Raw genomic sequence first — 16,776 nt, 5'->3', positions numbered from 1 at the left:
GCAGTCGATCCCGCCTCCCCTTCGGGCCACTATGTTGAGGCTCCTGCGGCTGCCCTGTTTCCCACCCATCGCACGACGAGAATTCCCGAAATCTCGCCCGTCGGGCGTCGCTATGCTGATTTCTCCGATACTCTTCATTTTTCTGGATCAGCCTTGCTCGGTTGCACCGCGCGCCGGCTTGGATCATGCAGACTTTGGCGTATCCCCGATCATGTGAAACCTGTTCGTGCCGACGCATGCCTTCATGTCGTCGCGCCGGAACCAGATGGCTCGTCCGCATCGGAGCGGCGCGTTTCCTGCGGTGAAGACGATCTGTTCGTCGGCACGTATGCGCAGAACTTCATGGGGCTGAATGAGTGGTCTGGCAGCGAGCTGCTTCGAGTGTGTCCGCGATGATCCCTTTGCCTGGAAACTCCGGCTCACCTGGTCGATCTCGACCGTGGTCATGCCGCAGCGTCGGGAGATGTAATCGGCGGTTTCGGGATCATTGATCGCGGCAAACGAAATCCAGCTGGCACTCTCGAACCACTTGCTTGCCGCGTCGCGGCCGCCATAGGTTTCGCGCATCTGGCCGATCGACTGATAGATCATCGTCAGCGTGATGCCGTATTTGCGACCGGCATCGCGCGCGGTCTCTATGATCCGCATGTAGCCGAGGCGTGCGACCTCATCGAGGAGAAACAGCGCGCGCCCCTTGATCTGTCCTTCGCGGTTGTAGATCGCATTGAGAAACGAGCCGATGATGACGCGCGCAAGACCGGAATGGGTCTCCAATGTCTTGAGGTCTATGTTGATGAAGACGTCCGTATTGCCGGCCGCGATGTCGTTGGTCGCGAACTTCTTTCCCGATACCAGGGCCGCGTAGTTCGGATAGGAAAGCCAGTGTGTTTCCTTGACCGCGTTGGCGTAGACGCCGGAGAAGGTTTCCGGCGTCATGTTGACGAAGGCTGCGACGTTTTCCTTCACAAAATCCGAGCCCGAATTGTCGTAGATGTCTTGCAGCCGCTTGCGCAATGTCGGCTCAGGTTCCGATAGATTCATGCGTACCTGCCGAAGCGTCTGGTCGTGCTCATCCGTGTGACCGGACAGGCAGACATCGGCGATCAGCGCTGTCAGCAGTTGCAGCGCCGAAGCGCGAAAGAAGTCGTCACGGACACCACGCGCGCCTCCGCTGTCGCTCATGATCCATGAGGCGACCGAGGCAATATCCTCTTCCTTCGTCCCGCCGAAACGACCGACCCAGTCCAGCACGTTAAAACCGATGCCAGGCTTCCTTGGATCGAGGACGAATACATCCCTTCCCGCTCCGCTGCGATGCGCGGAGACCATCGGTGCGATCTCGTTCGATGGATCGAGCACGATCAGCGTGCCGCCCCATTTGAGCGCCGTCGGGATCGTCACCGACGTCGTCTTGAAGCCACCGGAACCGGCAAAGACGATCCCGTGCGACGAGCCGAACGAGCCATCGAAGCACAGCAACGGCGACTTGCCGCCGGCACCCCACGTCTCAGCGCTGTCGGCTCGAAACGCTTGGCTCCCGACACTGTCCTTGTCGACCCGATAGCGCTCGCCGATGACGATTCCACCAGCATCGGGAAACAGCTTTGCTGCTTCCGTCAGTTTCATCCAATCCGCTTCGCCATGGAGCGCCCGCTTGCCCTGAATGCGTTTTGGCTCGGCCCTTGCGAATGCCGCATTGCCGATAAGCGCCACGCGGAGTGCGAAGCAGGCACCCAAGAGCGCCGTACTCGCTCCGATCGACGTTGCCGGATCGAGATAGGCCAAGACCGTCTTGTCGGCGGGTACCGTCTTCATGAAACCGGAAAGCCGCACTGTTTCGCGGACTGCTGCGACCAGGATTGTCCCACTCGATCCCGCGACGACGCCCCAACCTGCCTGCTTGATATTGATCGAGCCGGCGCTCGAAAACAGCAACAGAACTCCGATCGCCGCACTCGCCACATAGGGCAATGCGATGCCCGTCCGCCCCCATGCCAGTCGCGCGGCCTCGGTCTTGTCGAAACCGGAAAGCCACTGCTCGATCCCGGTCATTCCGATGACGACCAGGATCATCAACGCCGCAGGCATGACGGCGAGCGCAATCCTATTGATCGTCATTGCCGAAGGCCTCCACGCCGATTGCCGTGAGCCTGGACCGCTCAGTATCGTCACTCTTGACGCGGCGCACTGCATCGACCAGCGCGCCCAGCAACAGCGCTCGCTTCTCGTAGCGCAGACCGGCCTTGACGATCAGTCCGCCGAGCTCGATCTTTTCCCGCGTGTCCTTCTTGCGGGCGTCGGATGTCATCGTCCTCGCCATGCGTTCAAGCCTCGCCAGCGCTGCCCGCGCCCGCGCCAGACGTGACCGGCGCGGTTTGCTGCGAGACGACGGCTGCCCCTCCCCTTTCTTTTCCGGCCGTAGCGCCCTGCCCTCCGCGAAATCGCTTGGTCAGTTGCTCAAACGCTGCCTGAAGCTCCGCCTCGTCGATCTCGATCTCGCCAAGGCCCGCCTTGAGCGCGATCCGGCCGATGCGTTCCGCTTCCCGGGTCTCGGCGATCTTGAGCTGTTCCTGCAGCTTGGCGATTTCGTCGCGAAGTTTCGCGGATGGCTTCTTCATGTCCGTCTGTCTCCCTGGGTGCGAAAGCTTGTCTTTCGAACCCAGTTTTTCCGAACAGAGTGCGGAACGCACTACTGTGAATCCTACAATCGCCAAGGGCGATGCTTTCGGGAATGATCCCGGCCGTTCCGAAGGAGCGGCTTCCAAGGGCGCAATTATACGTCGCCGGCGCGACGTGTTGCTGAGAGAGCCTGGTGGGGCCGCCGCTCCCGACGAACCCTTTGATTTCGTTCGCAACCGGGAGGGAATTCCGCCGTGGCCGTTCCCCATTTCTCCGTCAGTGTCGTCGGCCGTGGATCCGGCCGCAGCGCCGTGCTGTCGGCGGCCTACCGGCACTGCGCCAAGATGGAGTTCGAGCGGGAAGCCCGGACGATCGACTACACCCGCAAGCAAGGCCTCCTGCACGAGGAGTTCGTCATTCCGGCAGACTCGCCCGAATGGCTGCGTTCGATGATTGCCGATCGTTCGGTCGCCGGCGCATCCGAGGCCTTCTGGAACAAGGTGGAGGGTTTCGAAAAGCGCTCCGATGCCCAGCTTGCCAGGGATGTCACCATCGCGCTGCCAATAGAGCTGACGGCCACGCAGAACATTGCGCTGGTCCGGGATTTCGTGGAGCGGCACATCACGTCAAAGGGTATGGTCGCGGACTGGGTCTATCACGACGCCCCCGGCAATCCTCACGTCCACCTCATGACCACGTTGCGCCCGCTGACCGAAGATGGCTTTGGTTCGAAGAAGGTTGCGGTCCTCGGCCCGGATGGCAAGCCAATCCGAAATGACGCCGGCAAAATCGTCTATCAGCTGTGGGCCGGTAGCACTGAGGATTTCAATGCGTTTCGCGACGGCTGGTTTGCCTGCCAGAATAAGCATCTGGCGCTTGCCGGCCTCGATATCCGCATCGATGGCCGTTCCTTCGAAAAGCAGGGTATCGACCTCGAGCCAACCATTCACCTCGGCGTCGGCGCCAAAGCCATCGAGCGCAAGGCCGAGCAATCCGACCACAAGTCGGAGACCTCGACTCCCAAACTCGAACGCATCGAGCTTCAGGAGGAGCGCCGCAGCGAGAACGCCCGCCGCATCCAGCGCCGTCCGGAGATCGTGCTCGACCTGATCACGCGGGAGAAGAGCGTCTTCGACGAACGCGATGTTGCGAAGGTGTTGTATCGCTATATCGACGATGTCCTTCTGTTCCAAAGTCTGATGGTCCGCATTTTGCGAAGTCCGGAAGCGCTCCGGCTCGAACGCGAGCGGATCAACTTTGCGACAGGAATTCGGACACCCGCGAAGTACACGACGCGCGAGATGATCCGGCTTGAAGCTGAGATGGCCAATCGCGCGATTTGGCTCTCTGGTCGCGCCTCCCATGGCGTCCGTGAGGCGGTGCTGGAGGCGACCTTTGCGCGCCATTCCCATCTGTCGTATGAGCAGCGAACGGCGATCGAGCATGTCGCCGGGGCCTCGCGGATTGCCGCTGTCATCGGCCGCGCCGGCGCCGGCAAGACGACGATGATGAAGGCGGCGCGCGAGGCGTGGGAAGCGGCCGGCTATCGTGTCGTCGGCGGCGCCTTGGCGGGCAAAGCGGCCGAGGGATTGGAGAAGGAAGCGGGCATCCAATCGCGCACGCTGTCGTCGTGGGAACTGCGCTGGAATCAGGGCCGTAACCAGCTCGACCACAAGACGGTCTTCGTGCTGGACGAGGCGGGCATGGTATCGTCGCGGCAGATGGCGGTGTTGGTCGAAACCGTAACCAAGGCCGGTGCCAAGCTCGTCCTTGTCGGCGATCCGGAACAGCTCCAACCGATCGAAGCGGGCGCCGCCTTCCGCGCCATTGCCGATCGCATCGGCTATGCAGAACTCGAGACGATCTATCGCCAGCGCCAGCAATGGATGCGCGATGCCTCGCTCGATCTAGCTCGTGGCAATGTCCGCAAGGCTGTCGATACCTACACCGCTCATGGGCGAATGATTGGTTTGAGACTAAAGGACGAAGCGGTCGAAAGTCTGATCGCAGCTTGGGACCGCGACTACGAGCCTTCGAAGACCAGCCTGATCCTCGCACACCTTCGCCGCGACGTCCGGATGCTCAACGATATGGCGCGCGCCAAGCTGATCGAACGCGGCGTCGTCGCAGACGGATTTGCGTTCAAGACCGAGGACGGAACCCGCATGTTCGCGGCCGGCGACCAGATCGTGTTCCTCAAGAACGAGGGCAGCCTTGGCGTCAAGAACGGCATGCTCGCAAAGGTGCTTGAAGCCGCTCCTGGCCGGATTGTTGTGGAGGTTGGTGACGGCGAGCACCGCCGCCAGGTCATGATCGAGCAGCGCTTCTACAACAATCTCGATCACGGCTATGCAACGACGATCCACAAGAGCCAGGGCGCGACCGTCGACCGGGTGAAGGTGCTTGCTTCCCTCTCTTTGGACCGGCATCTCACCTATGTCGCCATGACGCGCCATCGTGAGGATCTCGCCGTCTATTTCGGCAGTCGCTCCTTTGCGAAATCCGGCGGCCTCGTCCCGATCCTGTCGCGCCGAAACGCCAAGGAGACGACCCTCGATTACGAGAAGGCGTCGTTCTACGGCCAAGCCTTGCGCTTTGCCGAGGCGCGTGGCCTGCACCTCATGAATGTCGCCCGCACGATCGCTCGCGATCGGCTCGAATGGACCGTCCGGCAGAAACAAAAGCTCGCCGATCTCGGCGCACGTCTTGCCGCCATCGGTGCGGCACTTGGACTGGTCCGCGGCAGCAACAAACACTCCATCCCGGACACAATCAAGGAGGCCAAGCCCATGGTATCAGGTATCACCACCTTCCCGAAATCGCTTGAGCGGGCTGTCGAGGACAAGCTCGCCGCCGATCCCGGCCTCAAGAAACAATGGGAGGACGTCTCGACCCGCTTCCAGCTCGTCTACGCGAAGCCGGAAGCTGCCTTCAAGGCGATCAATGTCGATACCATGTTGAAGGACCAGTCGGTCGCGCAGTCCACCCTGGCAAGGATTGCCGAGGAGCCAGAGAGCTTTGGCGCGCTGAAGGGCAAGACCGGTCTTCTCGCGAGCCGTGGCGACAAGCAGGACCGGGAAAAAGCGCTCGCCAATGTGCCGGCGCTCGCCCGAAATCTTGAACGGTACCTCCGTGAACGGGCCGAGGCCGAATTGAAACACCAGACAGAGGAGCGCGCAGTCCGTCTGAAGGTTTCGGTCGATATCCCGGCGCTATCTTCAGCCGCCAAGCAAACGCTCGAACGCGTGCGCGATGCGATCGATCGCAACGATCTTCCAGCCGGCCTCGAGTATGCGCTGGCCGACAAGATGGTGAAAGCCGAACTCGAAGGATTTGCCAAGGCTGTGTCCGAGCGTTTCGGGGAACGGACATTCTTGCCTTTGGCCGCGAAAGACACGAGTGGCAAGACCTTCGAGACCGTCACATCGGGCATGACGGCTGGCCAGAAGGCCGAGGTCCAGTCCGCGTGGAATTCCATGCGCACGGTCCAGCAACTTGGCTCTCATGAGCGTACTACCGAAGCGCTGAAGCAGGCCGAGACGCTGCGTCAGACGAAGAACCAGGGGCTCTCGCTGAAATGACCGCGGGAGCTGGAACGCGGCGGGCGATGACCGCACAACAACGACGAGCGGCTGGAATCATTTTTATGGCCGCATTGGTGGTCATACTGGCGATCGGCACCGGCCTCGCCGGCGGCTACCGCATCAATCTGACGCCGAGCGAGCCACTCGGCGTATGGCGTATCGTTCCGCTCCATCGCCCCGTTGCTGTCAATGATCTGGTGTTCATCTGCCCACCGGCTACCGCGGAAATGCGGGAGGCACGAGCGCGTGGCTATTTTCGTTCTGGTTTCTGCCCGGGCGGCGTCGCGCCGCTGATCAAGACGGTGATTGCCGTTGCAGGACAAAATGTCGAAATCGGCGTCAGCGTGAGCGTGGATGGGTGGATGGTTTCCTCTTCCAGTCTCGCACTACGAGATGGAAAAGGCCGGCCGTTGACGCCGTTTACGAGTGGCATCGTACCGCCGGATTCTATCTTCCTGCATTCCGCGTTCCCAGGCTCCTACGACTCCCGATATTTTGGCCCAGTGCCGATCTCCGGCATTCTCGGGCTGGCGCAGGAGGTGTTCACCTATGTCCCGTGATTGCCTTCGGCCGGCGCTGCCGATTTTCGCTTCGATCGCGATCGGCGTGGTGGGCTGGAGCGGCCATGTGTTGCTTCTACCCGTCGCGCTGGGATTTCCAATTCTATGGTCCCTCGCGCAAACGAGATTGGGGGCAGCACTTGTCTCCGCTGCATATTTCCTGGCCGCATCACGTGGTTTGCCGCAAGGCGTTGCCACCTTCTATGCGGCGGACGTTTGGCCGGGTCTTTTGCTCTGGTTGTGTGCGTCTTTGAGCTTCGTTGCCGTGCATACGGTTCTCTGGACAAAGAACACGCGCGTTCGTCCTTCTCGCTATCTCCTTGCGGCCGTCATCATGGCCATCCCACCGTTCGGCATCACGGGCTGGGCGCATCCCGTCACAGCCGCGGGCGTTTTGTTTCCGGGATGGGGATGGTGGGGACTTGGACTTATGACAGCTGGCCTTGCGGGCCTCGTAACCCGCATTTGGCCAGCTGTCGCCATCGCCTTTGCAGGCCTTTGGCTGTGGTCCGCCGCGATCTGGACCGATCCGAAACTACCGGAAGGCTGGCGCGGCGTCGATCTGGAGTTGGGCGCTTCGCTCGGCCGAGAGGCCGGTCTTCAACGCCAGCGTGACATAATCGCAACGGTGCGGAACGCCACCAGCGACGGTGCCCGGTATGTGGTGCTGCCGGAAAGTGCACTTGGCTACTGGACATCGACCGTGGAGCGGTTTTGGACAGGCGCTTTCAGCGATGATGATGCCACAGTCATCACCGGCGCCGCGATGGTCGACCCCAGGGGCTACGACAATGTCCTCGTCGCGATCGACAGGAAGGGCAGCCGCATCCTCTATCGCGAACGCATGCCGGTTCCCGGGTCGATGTGGCAGCCGTGGCGTTTCTTGTTCGGGGAGAGTGGCGGTGCCAGGTCGGATTTTTTTGCGAACCCGGTCGTCCCGATCGGTGCCGGCCGCGCGGCACCATTGATCTGCTACGAGCAACTGATCATTTGGCCGGTGCTGCAGTCCATGCTGCGCGATCCCGATTTCATCATTGCAGTCGGCAACGGTTGGTGGACCGATGGGACGTCGATCGTCGCCATTCAGCGAACTACTGCCACGGCTTGGGCAAAGCTCTTCGCCAAGCCGCTTGTTATTGCATTCAACACTTGAGTGCCCAGGAGACACCATGATCGACGCAGCCCTGATAAAAGAATGTGCAGACCCTTCTCTCAAGCCCGCGATCATCGAGCAATTCGTGATGGCAGCGGGCTCGGATGATCCCCTCGCCGTCACTGTCAAATCGGGCGGCCGGTTAATACTCGTTCCGAAAGCCACATCGACTGAGGAGGCGATGGCTATCATGCGCCAATACGCTGGTCAGGCGGTCGTCCGAGTCGGCCTGACTCAGTTTCCTGCTGGGGTTGGAGTCAAGGAGCCCGCTGATTTGAAGCCTGATTTCGTCGATCCTTGCCAGAACCTCCGCAAAGGCACGACGATGTTCGCCAAGGTTCTGAGGATCGTTGCGAAATGGTATGGCAACCCCACGAGCAAAGATGTCTTCCCGCAGATTTTTGCTGATGCAGTCTACGCATGGAAAACCGGCGAGTTCGAGGGCGTGAGTGTGTTTCAGGCGGAGGATCCTGGCATACCCATCGAAGCGCCGCAGCAAAGTGATAAGACGCGTCCCGCCGAGGAAGTGGATGGCGAGGAAGCGACGCCGAAAGACGTACAGCCAGAGACGATGCAGGATGTTAGGCATGCGGGGATACGGATCGATCTTTCCCGCATTGATGGTCAGCAATAGCGTTGAGTTCACCTCGCATTGGCGAGGCATGTTCCGGCCAAGCCAAAATTTAGGCGACTCCAAAGCATGAAATTACTGTGCTTCCAGATGCTTGGTCCGTGGTTGTAATGGCGGCGAGCCAGTAAGAAACCGCATACTGCCGGGTTCCAGCTATGGAGTTGCCCGATAAAAAACCCGACAGGATCTGATTTCTGTTCGCTGAGCCATGAACTCGCGTGGTTGCGACCAAACCGCTCATTCGACCAGCCTCGCAGCCGCAACCGCGTGCGGCATCAGGAATGTAGCAATCTCCGCGATGACGTCTGTCAAATCGCCAGGATTGTGTGCAACACCTTCAACGAAAGCTCGCCATTGCCGCTGCTTTTGCTGGTCCTTGGCAAAGGCGTCCGTTAGGGCGTCGGGGAGGTCAATGGGGATCGATGTCTCGCGGCGATCAAAGGTAGCGGCTATTGCGCGCGCCAGCCGATCATCGCTGAAGTCGAAAGACCTGCTGAGGATCCAATGTCGTAGAAATCCTTCATGCGGCTGTTTACTCGCCCCAGCATCACCATTGCCTGGAACTTCTCGGCAATGACCGTTTCTCGCGCATAGGCCCGAAGCCGCGGCATCGGAAAATCGAGCATGGAAGGATAATCCAAAACCTCCACCCCAGGCTCAAGCGCATCGCCAAAACCGATGTCGATTGTCAGGTTAATCCGGGCTCCGCTGATCGAAGCGATCACCCGCAGCCTGAGCCCACCATAATCCAATGCCTCGCGAATACGATCCACATGCAGCGTATCAGCGTCGAACGTAACGCCATCGTCGGCCTCTTGCGCCAGAATTTCCCGAAATGTCTCAAGCATCGGGTCCGGACTCGGATCACCGAAACCCAAAAGATCGAGGTCGCGCGTGCCTCGGTGCGGATTGTCGAACCAACTCATCATCAACATCGCCCCTTTTAGAACGAAGCGACCGGCATGGGGCGACTGGCTAAGCCGGAACAATAACCGTTCAAGAGCAAAACGCGTCAGGACCAGATCGAAGCTTTGCCCGCTTGCCTTGGCGAGTTGCAACAGGCGGGCGCGCACCAAGGCGCCGACGTTTCTGATGTCTTTAGCCATTGGCGGTCAGCGCCTCGAGATACGGCCGGATCACCGATCCGACGCCACCGCGTTCGGCCTGGTTGGCGATTTCGCCAGGAGTAGCCCTTCGTTGCCGCAGCGCCTCCTGCAGCCCTTCTATCGCTACCGAAAGGCCAATCTTGTTGCGATAGCGAAAGCAATCGGCAATCGTCTTGGCAATTCCAAAGACCCTCACAGGAACGCCTTCAATGACATGGGCTTCGACGCTTTCGTTGAGAAGGCTGTCTGTGAAACGCACGATGCGCATAGCGGGGCCGTCCAGTTTCGGAGCCCAGTCCTTACGGCCTATGGCAAGCCAGATTTGTCCGGGGAGCTGATCTGTCAGGCCGTGGAACGCCAATGCCGAAACGAGGCAGATAACGGCTTTGGGCGCGCGTTTGGCAACCTCCGCCAGGCTGTGGTTGACGTCGAGCTGCGCGTCAGGAAGTTGATAAAGACCGCGGGCAAGCCGCAGCACTTCACCATCTCGTTCCATTCGGCTCATGGTGGCAGCCGTCACACCTGCGTTCCGCAGTTCGACCAAACGTGCTATTCCGCGCTCAGTTAGCACGGTCCGGGCTATTTGGCGTTGCGTGACGGAACCGGGCATTGATATAAAAGCTCGGAGAATTGGACCTATTATCCTAGGATTTGTATCACAAACCCTGAGGTCGAGAAAGCCCTCGCTCTGTGAATTCTTCACCACGAACAATTGCCTCGATGAGATGAGAGCTGACAAATCCAGTGGTCGTCAAGAGTAAAGATGTAGCCTTGCCGACGGACCTAGCCGATTGACGTGAAAGCATTGCCAGCTGGGCATGAGCCCGTCCCTCCGCGGGACAACTCTCTTAAGCGTCAAGCTCGGTGGTTGGCATCTGTGACTCCCTCGGGGGCCGCTTCAGCAACTCACAGGCTTCGATGCCCAAGACGGTCGCCAAACGGTCAACAACATCGATGCTTGCATTGTAGACGCTACGCTCCAGGGAACTGATGTAGGTGCGATCGATATCCGCGCGATGCGCGAGCTCCTCCTGGGACAAGCCTTTAGCCTGCCGCGCAGCTCGCAAATTTCGCGCAAATACCTCTCGAATCTCCATGATCCGGAGAACAGCGGCTTGATGAGTATCCTACCACGGAGTATTCTCTACAGCACAAGCGAGGGTCGAATCCTTTTGAGCAAATAAGCAAGACAGTGTCGTTCAAGTCCCTGCACTCTTCGACGTCGGTATGGAGAGGCGCGAGATGAAATCGCACAGGACCCAGATGATGCTCAGCGGATATTGTGGTGCCGCTCAACAGATATTAAGGCCGCAACCTTAGGTTCGGGCAACAGAATGAAGTTTGGGAGAAGCGGATGAACGATGTGGGCTCGTCTCGCAACAGTTTGACGCAAAAGTCAGAACTAGAGGTGCTGGCAGTTGCTGCGATCCGTGAGCACCGCCGTCTTATTGCCGCCGATGAGGCTGTCTATAAGGAATGGACTCGCGCGAGCGCCGATCCGTCGTTCTCCGCCGCCGTACTCAAAAGCCTGCAGGATGAGTATGTCGCGCGCCAAAAGAAATCAGAAGTCCAGCAAGAAGAACTTTCGGAAATCATCGATGCGTTAGGCTACATCCCCGAGGTTCCACTCGATAAACATGAATGACGTTCAAACCAAACCGTGATCTTTAGCAATTGCGACGAGCTGTGGGACGGTCGCCGCCTCAAGTTTTTCGCGCGCTTTATCAAGGTAGTGCTGCACTGTCCTCGGATTGATCCCTGTCAACATTGCCGTTTCCGGAGCGCTTTTGCCCTTTGCCGCCCACATCACGCACATTGCTTCTCTTGGTGAAAGCAACCGTTTCGGAGCGACAATCGTCGTCGCCGCGATGATCTTCAGGCGGTAATGGATCACCAGAACCGCCCGGATCGCTTTTTGCGCATCCTGCAGTTTTGAAACGTCAGCCGTCTGCGCTGAGGATGCAAACGTCAGCATCATCGTTGACCCGAAACTTCCTTCGAGGGGAATCGTCACCCCACTCCGAATGCCGTAATCGATCGCCTGGTCCCGAAAACGCCTGAGTTCGGAGGTTCCACGAGCGGGCCAATCGTCGGCCGTCCAGGAAAACATTTCCATGCGACGCTTGGCTTCAGTAACGACCGGGTCGATGCGGGAGTACTGGCCTTCGAGATAAACGCCCTGCCATTCCTCCGGATAGGAGTTGAATGTGCGGATTTCCAACCCCTCGGTCTGCAGATAAGCAAAACGGTCGAAGCCACATGCGTGCGCAAATGTCTTCAAAGCACTTTTGATCATACGTTCATCATGCGCGGCTTCTGTCATATCGATGAGAGAGCGAAGGTCACCGTCCACTAACTTTTCCTCCTTTTGCGACGGTGCAAGCCTCCCACTCGTGGCGCCGTTCTGACGCCGCGAGGTACTGGTTGGTACCGTTCGGCTAGCCGGAGCCACATGGGACATTGGACCATACGGCGGTTGCTTCTACGCGAAGCAGATCCACGTTCGTTGCATCCCTTAGGTCTATTCACCTCTGCCGAGTATTCAACTCTTTCTGATCTAAAGACGATGATTTTTGTAGAGATTTTTAGTCACACCCGCGCCGCCGCGCGGAATGACCTTGCGATGTTCAGCGACAAGCGAAAATCTGAGGGTCCATTAGCTGGTTAGCGGCCGCTATAGACAAACGGAAAAACAATATCCTGATCGACCAGGACGTTGAACTTGTAGCCCGGTCGGATGCGAATTGTCGGCTGAACGTTCAGATTCTTCGAGATCGTCTCTTCCGCTACCCGGCCGAATGATTCGGCAAAATTACGTCGTGCTGCATCCGAGGCCGTGTCCTGCGTTGCGAGCGTCGAACTCTCAGGCATCGACATATCGATACCCGTCCCGATGATTGCCACCAGGGCTGCGGAACCGAACGTCCTCCAGAGATGGCGGTCGGCCTCATCCTGGAAGCCGCCATATCCTTCGGCGTCCGTGCCGGCCATGCCGCCGATCTGCAGGGTGGAGCCGTTCGGGAAAATGAGGTCCGTCCAGACGAGGAGAACGCGCTCCTGACCGAAGGACACCTTGGAATCGTAACGGCCGAACAGCTTTGCGCCTTGTGGGATGAGAAGGCGATAGCCGGTGGCGCTGTCGTAGACATTCTGGCTGACCTGAGCTGTAATTCGCCCTGGCAGGTCGGAATTGAGGCCGGTGATCAATGTCGCCGGGACGACCGAACCGCGCTTCAATTCATTGGGTGACATCTGTGGCACGACTTGGTTTGGCAGGTAGCCGAGATCCTTGATGTCTTGGTTGAAAAAATCCTCTTTCGACGTCTGCCCGTTCTGATCGACGTTCTGTCCCATCAGGCTGGATTTCATGGCCGCGGCGTAAAGGTCTGACGCGCTGTTTGCTGCGACGTTTGTCGGCTGGCGGCCCGTGTCATTGGTGGAGCTTGCAGCCTTCTCGACATCGGAGATGTCGACCTTCAGTGGCGAATCGAGCGCCGTGGAACGGGCCTGGAGACGCGCCATCCGCTGGCGTTGTGCCTCGCGCATATATTGCTCATCCTGCTCTCGCTTCAGCCGAGCCTTCCACTCCTCTTCGGATTCGAGCCTTTGTCGGCGATCTTGTCGATCTGTCGGTTGGCGCTCGACGACCGGTTCCTGCTTTTCCTCTTTCTCGATGACGACGGGTGTCGGCTGAAACACCTCCTGCTTTTCTGGGTCACCGATAATGCCGTCCGTGACACCCCGCTTAAGCTGGTCGCCGAAACTGGTCGCAGGGCTATTGGAAGCACCCTCGATGTCGCCACGATTGAAGGAAAGCCCGCGCAGCGACAGACCGATCACGACGATGCTAACGAACAGCACGATGACAATGATGGCGACGATGATCGGCAGGCGGTTGAGCCGCCGCATGCCCTGCTGATCGTCGGCTTGGCTCGGCGTGCCAAGCTGGAGCGACTGGACCATGTTTATCTCCGTCAGTTGCGCTGCATGATCGAAAGCGGACTGGCCGGCGTGGCACCGGCCGCCGTCGGCGTATAAGCGCGGGCGAGAGCAATGGCAGGTGTCGAGACGCGGGCTAAAACTTGTCCGTCGAAGCCCTCGATTGCATAAGCAAGCTCGACCGGCTTGATGTCTTTGGCGACTTTGCCGTCCGTGACCACTGTGTAGCCCCACCCCTTCAGCGCCGCCTCGAGGGCGGATGCGAATTCCGACGTGTCCGTTTCCATTTTGATCGTCGTCGTAGCACCGGCGGGGCTGATCTGTTCAGCCAGACGGCTTGCCATGTCGCCCGCGATGGCGCTAGCAGCCGGTCCGGTGACGGCCACCGGGGTCGAGCTGGTGGTCAGTGCGTCGTCGGCCGTTTGGCAGCCGGAGAGCAGCGCGGCCGCGATGAAGAATGCGAACAGCTTTCGCATGGTTCAGCCTCCCCGCCGGATGGTGATCTTCTGCTGCCGCCAACCGACGCCGGAAATGAGGATCGCCTTGTCGATCGCATAGTCGACGGTCATCATGTCGTTCTTCATCCGGTAATTGACGATGCGATTTTGACCGCCGGAGACGACGAAGAGCACAGGTGCATCCTGACCGGAGATCGACTTCGGGAACTGGATGTAGGTCTTCACCCCGTCAGAATAGACCCGCTTCGGTTTCCAGGGCGCGCTCCCGCTCACCGAGTAGGAGAAGTTCAGTTTGTCCGGCGCTGTGCCCGGAATGCCGCCCGTTTCGAGACGGGCGTTTATGTCGGCGAGCTTGCTGGGCACGTCTTCCGGATATTCGAAGCCAATGCGCGCCATGTACTGGCTGGGATGGGATTTGAGCTGGATGTGATAGGTTCGACGTGACGTGGTGACGACCATCGAGGTGAGAAGCCCTGGCTCAGATGGTTTGACGATGAGATGGATGGCCTGTCCGCCTGTCGCACCCGAGGTGGCTGGCTCTACCTTCCAGCGCACGGTGTCGCCGACGAGGACATCGCGAACGATCTCGCCACCCTGAAGTTCGATGTCGCAGACCTGCAAAGGCGAGCAGACGACGGAAGGTTGCGTTTCGCCGAACAGGAAGATCACCTTTCCGTCCGGTCCCGTCGCGACCAGTCCCGACGTGCCGCGCCACTTCCTGGAAAGATTTGTTCCTTTCACCTCGTTACTCGTCATGTTTTGCGCCTGCGCGCCCGCCGCAACCAAGAGTCCGGCCATGCAGCCGGCGGCTGCGATCAATTCCGTTTTTTTCATTGAAAGAATCCCTGCCCTTAAAGCTGTGCCGTCCAGTCGAAATCCCGGACATAGAGGCCGATCGGATTGAGGCGGATCGTCGCCTCATCCTGTGGCGCGGTGAGCGTCACCGTTGCGATGCCACGGAACCGGCGTGTGCCGGTTTCCTTGCCCTTGCGATCCCGCTCGTATTCCGTCCAGTCGATCTGATAGGTCTGGTTCGAAAGCGCCACGATGTTGTTGACCTCGATGGCAACCGTCGAGGACTTCGCCTTCTCGAATGGAGAATTGCCTCGAAACGAGGCGTTGACCTTCTCCGTCGACGGATCGGACGTGCGCAGAAGGGCGTAGGTGCGGTCGATGTATTGCTTCTGCACCACTGCATCCGGCGTGATCGAGCGAAAGCTCGTGACGAAGTTGCCAAGTGTGGCGCGCACCACGCGGACATCGGCATACTCGATCTGCTCCGGAAAGCCTGCCGTGACTGCGGTTCCGAGCTTGTCGACCTCGACGATGTAAGGCACGAGCCTCACCTGCGTGCTCAGATACATCGCGTAGCTGAAGCCGATGACGGCCATGACCAGGCCGAGGACACCAACAATGCGCCATGCGGCTGCGGCCTTCACATAGGAGCCATAGCGTTCGCTCCATTCCTGGCGGGCGGCAAGATACGGGTTTTCCGGGGCGCGGTTCGCTGCCATTTTGATTCTTCCCTTGTCTCGATTACGGTTTGTCGTTGCGTTCGGGAGGAGGCTTCAGTCCGCTATGACCGCCGCGCTGTTCATCGAGCTTGGCATTGGCCAGTCCGAGAATGGACCCGGCATAAGCGCCCGGAGAGCCGATAGCCTTTTCCTTCGCGGCTGATCCGGCTGCCTGGGCGCCGGAACTGAAGCTCGCGCCTACGCCGCGAAGAGCGGCACCTGCGACGGATGAACCGCCAGCTCGTGCGGCTTGCGCGGCCGCAAAACCCGCTCCGGCAGCACCGGCGGCGAGGAAGCCAGCACCGGCGGCGAAGGACGTCGCCTGTCCGCCGTGGCGGATCGATTCCATCCCTCCGGAAACCGATGCGCCTTGAACGACACCCTGCATGATGTTTGGGACGTACATCGCGATGATGAAGACAACGACGGCAATTCCAGCGATGGCAAGAGCGGTCTGAAACTGGTCGCCGATATCTGGCTGGTTGGCGAGGCCGATCAGCACTTCCGAACCAATGCGAGATATCATGACGAGCGCCATGAGCTTCATGCCGACCGAGAAGGCATAGACTAAGTAACGGACTGCGAAATCCTTAGTGAACGACGAACCGCCAAGGCCGAGCATGATCATTCCGGCAAGCAGCCCGATATACATTTCGACCATGACTGAAACGAAAATGGCAGCTACGAGAGAAAACGCGATGACTGTCACGACCATGGCGAACGCGGCCGAGATTGCCAGCGCATTGTCTTCGAAGAGGCCGAACTGTACTTTCTCCGACATCTTTGTTGCAACTGCGAGCCCGGCATTGAACACGTCAGCTGGTGACGCCGTCCCTCCGCCGGCGCCGATCTGGAACAGACTGTCTACGACCGCCTTGGCGAAGGTTGGTCCCTGCGCCAGCACGAACGCGAAAAAGCCCACGAACATGATCCGCCGCACCAGTTCGGCGAACCAGCTGTCCAGCGAGGCTGACTGGATCGCGAGCCAGACGGCCGCGATACCGATCTCGATCGTTGCGAGGATCCAGAAAAGGGATTTCGCCGCGTTCATGACGGTGGTTTCCCACCCCTTCGCAGTGGTCGTGATCTGGCTCTGGAGGGACGTCAAGACGGACCCCTCTTGCGCCAGCGCCGGCTGGGTCGTCACCACCGCAAACGCGACAATCAGCATAGCCAATCGGAGCTGATGAAGTGTCGTCGTGCCTGTCATCC

General features: G+C 59.5%; 16 protein-coding genes and 1 pseudogene. 5 read left to right on the top strand and 12 right to left on the bottom strand.

Annotation, left to right across the window (positions count from 1 at the left end):
* Positions 1-183 precede the first annotated feature (183 nt).
* The 3 genes from traG to traC are packed head-to-tail and all read right to left on the bottom strand — an operon-like array spanning position 184 to position 2,618.
* Entirely contained in the window at positions 184-2,118 is a 1,935-nt protein-coding gene (gene traG, locus BA011_RS35710) for a Ti-type conjugative transfer system protein TraG (protein ID WP_065284311.1), read from the bottom strand.
* Complete coding sequence (gene traD, locus BA011_RS35705) at positions 2,105-2,320, bottom strand: type IV conjugative transfer system coupling protein TraD (RefSeq protein WP_027668129.1); 216 nt, start codon at positions 2,318-2,320, stop codon at positions 2,105-2,107. The genes traG and traD overlap by 14 nt, the downstream gene beginning before the upstream one ends.
* A gap of 4 nt (positions 2,321-2,324) precedes the next feature.
* Positions 2,325-2,618: a conjugal transfer protein TraC gene (gene traC / locus BA011_RS35700; protein ID WP_011654562.1), complete on the bottom strand. Its 294-nt coding sequence runs from the start codon at positions 2,616-2,618 to the stop codon at positions 2,325-2,327.
* A gap of 255 nt (positions 2,619-2,873) precedes the next feature.
* Between traC and traA the strand changes: the two genes are divergently transcribed.
* From traA to BA011_RS35680, 4 genes are all read left to right on the top strand, one after another.
* Positions 2,874-6,200 carry a Ti-type conjugative transfer relaxase TraA gene (gene traA, locus BA011_RS35695; RefSeq protein ID WP_065284310.1) on the top strand — a complete coding sequence of 1,109 codons (3,327 nt, stop codon included), beginning with the start codon at positions 2,874-2,876 and terminating at the stop codon, positions 6,198-6,200.
* Positions 6,201-6,265: 65 nt separating this feature from the next.
* Positions 6,266-6,763 (top strand): conjugative transfer signal peptidase TraF, encoded by a 498-nt coding sequence (gene traF / locus BA011_RS35690; RefSeq protein ID WP_420493455.1) that lies wholly within the window; start codon positions 6,266-6,268, stop codon positions 6,761-6,763.
* On the top strand, positions 6,753-7,916 hold the full coding sequence (locus BA011_RS35685) for a conjugal transfer protein TraB (protein WP_065284308.1): 1,164 nt from the start codon (positions 6,753-6,755) through the stop codon (positions 7,914-7,916). Before traF ends, BA011_RS35685 begins: the two co-directional genes overlap by 11 nt.
* A gap of 16 nt (positions 7,917-7,932) precedes the next feature.
* A complete protein-coding gene (locus BA011_RS35680) occupies positions 7,933-8,550 on the top strand; it encodes a TraH family protein (protein ID WP_065284307.1) in 618 nt (205 codons plus the stop codon).
* Positions 8,551-8,784: 234 nt separating this feature from the next.
* Here BA011_RS35680 and BA011_RS35675 read toward each other — a convergent pair.
* The 3 genes and pseudogenes from BA011_RS35675 to BA011_RS35665 form a co-directional block, all read right to left on the bottom strand.
* A pseudogene (locus tag BA011_RS35675) lies at positions 8,785-9,653 on the bottom strand (nucleotidyl transferase AbiEii/AbiGii toxin family protein).
* The gene (locus BA011_RS35670; protein WP_072642654.1) at positions 9,646-10,263 is read right to left on the bottom strand and encodes a type IV toxin-antitoxin system AbiEi family antitoxin domain-containing protein; all 618 of its coding nucleotides are present in this window, start codon (positions 10,261-10,263) and stop codon (positions 9,646-9,648) included. Before BA011_RS35670 ends, BA011_RS35675 begins: the two are co-directional and overlap by 8 nt.
* A 238-nt stretch (positions 10,264-10,501) precedes the next feature.
* A complete protein-coding gene (locus BA011_RS35665; protein ID WP_065284304.1) occupies positions 10,502-10,750 on the bottom strand; it encodes a helix-turn-helix domain-containing protein in 249 nt (82 codons plus the stop codon).
* 257 nt (positions 10,751-11,007) lie between these two features.
* Between BA011_RS35665 and BA011_RS35660 the strand changes: the two genes are divergently transcribed.
* Positions 11,008-11,298: a transcriptional repressor TraM gene (locus BA011_RS35660; protein ID WP_065284303.1), complete on the top strand. Its 291-nt coding sequence runs from the start codon at positions 11,008-11,010 to the stop codon at positions 11,296-11,298.
* 3 nt (positions 11,299-11,301) lie between these two features.
* On the opposite strand, the gene BA011_RS35655 is transcribed toward BA011_RS35660, so the two are convergent.
* From BA011_RS35655 to trbL, 6 genes are all read right to left on the bottom strand, one after another.
* A complete protein-coding gene (locus BA011_RS35655; protein ID WP_065284302.1) occupies positions 11,302-12,006 on the bottom strand; it encodes an autoinducer binding domain-containing protein in 705 nt (234 codons plus the stop codon).
* Positions 12,007-12,317: 311 nt separating this feature from the next.
* Positions 12,318-13,616, bottom strand: coding sequence for an IncP-type conjugal transfer protein TrbI (trbI, locus tag BA011_RS35650; protein WP_065284301.1), 1,299 nt, complete (start codon positions 13,614-13,616; stop codon positions 12,318-12,320).
* 11 nt (positions 13,617-13,627) lie between these two features.
* Positions 13,628-14,068, bottom strand: a complete 441-nt coding sequence (gene trbH, locus BA011_RS35645; protein ID WP_065284300.1) for a conjugal transfer protein TrbH — start codon at positions 14,066-14,068, stop codon at positions 13,628-13,630.
* Between the two features lie 3 nt (positions 14,069-14,071).
* The gene (gene trbG / locus BA011_RS35640; protein WP_065284299.1) at positions 14,072-14,884 is read right to left on the bottom strand and encodes a P-type conjugative transfer protein TrbG; all 813 of its coding nucleotides are present in this window, start codon (positions 14,882-14,884) and stop codon (positions 14,072-14,074) included.
* A 17-nt stretch (positions 14,885-14,901) separates the two neighbouring features.
* Positions 14,902-15,564, bottom strand: coding sequence for a conjugal transfer protein TrbF (locus BA011_RS35635; RefSeq protein WP_065284298.1), 663 nt, complete (start codon positions 15,562-15,564; stop codon positions 14,902-14,904).
* A 22-nt stretch (positions 15,565-15,586) separates the two neighbouring features.
* The gene (gene trbL, locus BA011_RS35630; RefSeq protein ID WP_065284297.1) at positions 15,587-16,774 is read right to left on the bottom strand and encodes a P-type conjugative transfer protein TrbL; all 1,188 of its coding nucleotides are present in this window, start codon (positions 16,772-16,774) and stop codon (positions 15,587-15,589) included.
* Positions 16,775-16,776: the final 2 nt, after the last annotated feature.

It is taken from the genome of Rhizobium leguminosarum (assembly GCF_001679785.1).
Lineage (GTDB): Bacteria > Pseudomonadota > Alphaproteobacteria > Rhizobiales > Rhizobiaceae > Rhizobium > Rhizobium leguminosarum_R.
The sequence above is the reverse complement of the archived record's forward strand: the minus strand, read 5'-3'. Positions and strand labels throughout refer to the sequence as shown.

Coding starts and splice junctions, on each gene's coding strand:
- traG (WP_065284311.1), bottom strand. CDS start 2,118: ATGACGATCAATAGGATTGCGCTCGCCGTCATGCCTGCGGCGTTGATG.
- traD (WP_027668129.1), bottom strand. CDS start 2,320: ATGGCGAGGACGATGACATCCGACGCCCGCAAGAAGGACACGCGGGAA.
- traC (WP_011654562.1), bottom strand. CDS start 2,618: ATGAAGAAGCCATCCGCGAAACTTCGCGACGAAATCGCCAAGCTGCAG.
- traF (WP_420493455.1), top strand. CDS start 6,266: ATGGCCGCATTGGTGGTCATACTGGCGATCGGCACCGGCCTCGCCGGC.
- BA011_RS35685 (WP_065284308.1), top strand. CDS start 6,753: ATGTCCCGTGATTGCCTTCGGCCGGCGCTGCCGATTTTCGCTTCGATC.
- BA011_RS35680 (WP_065284307.1), top strand. CDS start 7,933: ATGATCGACGCAGCCCTGATAAAAGAATGTGCAGACCCTTCTCTCAAG.
- BA011_RS35670 (WP_072642654.1), bottom strand. CDS start 10,263: ATGCCCGGTTCCGTCACGCAACGCCAAATAGCCCGGACCGTGCTAACT.
- BA011_RS35665 (WP_065284304.1), bottom strand. CDS start 10,750: ATGGAGATTCGAGAGGTATTTGCGCGAAATTTGCGAGCTGCGCGGCAG.
- BA011_RS35660 (WP_065284303.1), top strand. CDS start 11,008: ATGAACGATGTGGGCTCGTCTCGCAACAGTTTGACGCAAAAGTCAGAA.
- trbI (WP_065284301.1), bottom strand. CDS start 13,616: ATGGTCCAGTCGCTCCAGCTTGGCACGCCGAGCCAAGCCGACGATCAG.
- trbH (WP_065284300.1), bottom strand. CDS start 14,068: ATGCGAAAGCTGTTCGCATTCTTCATCGCGGCCGCGCTGCTCTCCGGC.
- trbG (WP_065284299.1), bottom strand. CDS start 14,884: ATGAAAAAAACGGAATTGATCGCAGCCGCCGGCTGCATGGCCGGACTC.
- BA011_RS35635 (WP_065284298.1), bottom strand. CDS start 15,564: ATGGCAGCGAACCGCGCCCCGGAAAACCCGTATCTTGCCGCCCGCCAG.
- trbL (WP_065284297.1), bottom strand. CDS start 16,774: ATGACAGGCACGACGACACTTCATCAGCTCCGATTGGCTATGCTGATT.